Here is a 2,291-nt window from a genome sequence, read left to right as displayed (position 1 = left end):
ATCCTGATCGATAACGATCTTCTGCCATTCCTTGCGAAACGGCATCGGTGCGTCGCCAGGTAAATCGCGTTTGCCTGCTCTGTTGAGGTTCCGCAACAAGGGGGTTGAGTAGCAACGGAACAGAAAACCTACATAAGGCCCGACCTCACGCGTCATCGATACCCGTGGCGCCGGGATCGCGGAGCGGTCGAAGCTCGCCGCGCGCGACCATTTCGGGAATGGTGAAGGCATAGCGCCCCAGCATGTTGATGTGCCGGAAGCCGAGCGGCGAAAGGCGCGCTACGTCTTCGTCCAGTATCATGTGGCCTTCAGCGCGAAGCTGGTTGAGCGCGGCGTCGATGTAGATCGTATTCCAGAGCACGATCAGATTGACGACTAGCCCGAGCGCGCCAAGCTGGTCCTCTTGGCCGACGCGATAACGCTGGCGCAATTCGCCGCGCTTCCCGTGGAATATCGTGCGGGCAAGCTGATGGCGGCTCTCGCCGCGGTTGAGCTGGACGAGGATGCGACGCCGGTAGGTTTCGTCGTCAATGAACCGTAGCATATAGAGCGATTTGATGAGACGGCCGAGTTCCTGAAGCGCACGTGCCAGCCTGGTCGGACGATCGTTGGTCTGAAGAACACGGGTGAGTCCGGCTGCCCTCACTACTCCGAGCTTCAATGATCCGGCGAGGCGAAGGAGATCGTCCCAGTGCTCGACGATCAGCTTGATGTTGATCCTGTTCGTCGCAAGATCGTCCAGCACGCCGTAATCCGCATTGCCATCGACACGCCAGAATCTTGCCCCGGCAATGTCAGCGATACGCGGCGAGAACTGGAGTCCGAGCAGATGAAATATCCCGAATATCGTGTCGGTATAGCCGGCCGTATCGGTCATGATCTCGGTCGGCCGCAATTCGGTTTCCTGATCGAGCACAACGGCCAACAGATGAAGACTGTCGCGCAGTGTGCCGGGGACCGTCACGGCATTCAGCCCGGAAAAGCGGTCGGAAACCAGATTATACCAAGTGACGCCGCGTTCGCGCCCGAAGTACCGCGGGTTCGGACCGGCGTGGATCGTGCGAACCGGCACGGTAAACCGCAGTCCATCGGCTGACGCTACCTCACCACCACCCCAGGCGCGGGTCAGGGGTATTCTGTTATGTGCGGCGACCAGCAGCGCATTGGCGGTGCTCAGCGTCTCGGCGCGGATGAAGTTCTGCTTCACCCAGCTCAACCGGGACCGGCGCAGCGCGGGCACCTCGGGGCGTAGAAGCGGCTCGAAACCGGTGTTGGTCGCCTCTGCGACGAGCACAGCGCAGATCGTCGTCGCGATGTCACCGGCGCGGGCGTTGCCTTCGCTGGCATGCGTAAATGCTGCCCCGAATCCGGTTCGCGCGTGCATTTCCAGGATCAGTTCGGGGAGGTCCAGCTGCGGCAGCCGTGCATTGATCGCCGTGTGAAGATCGGTGAGGCTCAGGGGCTCGTCGATCTTGTCGAGCGCCTCGATCGACAGGTCTGCACCGCTCGCCGTACTGGTGATGGTCACGGCATCATTATCCGGCACACGCGCGGCTGTCTGGCGGTAGGCGAGATCGAGGCGCGCGGACAGCTTGGCGACTTCCTCGTCGCCAGCGACCGCCACGCCGACCGTGCGGCACACGGTCGGTCGCGCCGCCTCCCAGGCGGCGCCGGTCAGCAGGCCCTTGCGGGGGTCGGCATAGCGAAGCGAGCGAACGGGAAAGACATCGCGGCGACGGATGGCGCGGCGTAGCCGGTCGAGCGTGCAAAGCCGGTATCCGGTCAGATCGAACGTGCCGTCCTCGGTTTTCAACTGACGGCCCCAGGCTTTGGGGACAAACGCGGTTGGCACTGGTCCCCGGCGCTTTTCGCCACGGTGAACTCTTCGCAGGTGATCCTCATCGCTAAGGGTATAGTGCCGCAGCAGATCACCTTGATCGACCGGTAAGTGAAACAGCGCCTCGCGCTGTCGATCGGTCAGGGTCACGCGACGCGGCATACATGCTCCTTATTCTTTCCAAGGTAAGGTTTGAGATAGTTTGATTGCGATGCTGGTTAAGATACACAATAGTGCAAGCTTATGTGCTCATGTTCGTCACCGCTTCAAACCAACGTTTAAGAAACATGCTGATCGGATATGCCCGCGTCTCCAAAGCCGATGGTTCCCAATCCCTCGACCTCCAGCACGACGCCCTGCGTGCCGCCGGTATCGAGCCAGGTAATATTTATGATGATCGTGCATCCGGTAGCCGCGATGATCGGCCCGGCTTAGCTGCATGCCTCAAATCCTT

The 2,291-nt window shown here is 60.9% G+C and carries 2 protein-coding genes; one reads left to right on the top strand and one right to left on the bottom strand.

What is annotated here, in order from left to right; translation table 11 throughout:
• Positions 1 to 145: 145 nt before the first annotated feature.
• Entirely contained in the window at positions 146 to 1,999 is a 1,854-nt protein-coding gene (locus tag CFR80_RS17785) for a Tn3 family transposase (protein ID WP_220032768.1), read from the bottom strand.
• 89 nt (positions 2,000 to 2,088) lie between these two features.
• On the opposite strand from CFR80_RS17785, the gene CFR80_RS17780 reads away from it, so the two are divergent.
• Positions 2,089 to 2,291, top strand: a 203-nt coding sequence (locus CFR80_RS17780; RefSeq protein ID WP_456303549.1) for a recombinase family protein, incomplete at its 3' end; no start/stop codon positions are given.

The sequence above is a fragment of the Komagataeibacter oboediens genome, assembly GCF_003207815.1.
Taxonomy (GTDB): domain Bacteria; phylum Pseudomonadota; class Alphaproteobacteria; order Acetobacterales; family Acetobacteraceae; genus Komagataeibacter; species Komagataeibacter oboediens.
This window is presented reverse-complemented; position numbering and strand designations above follow the sequence as displayed.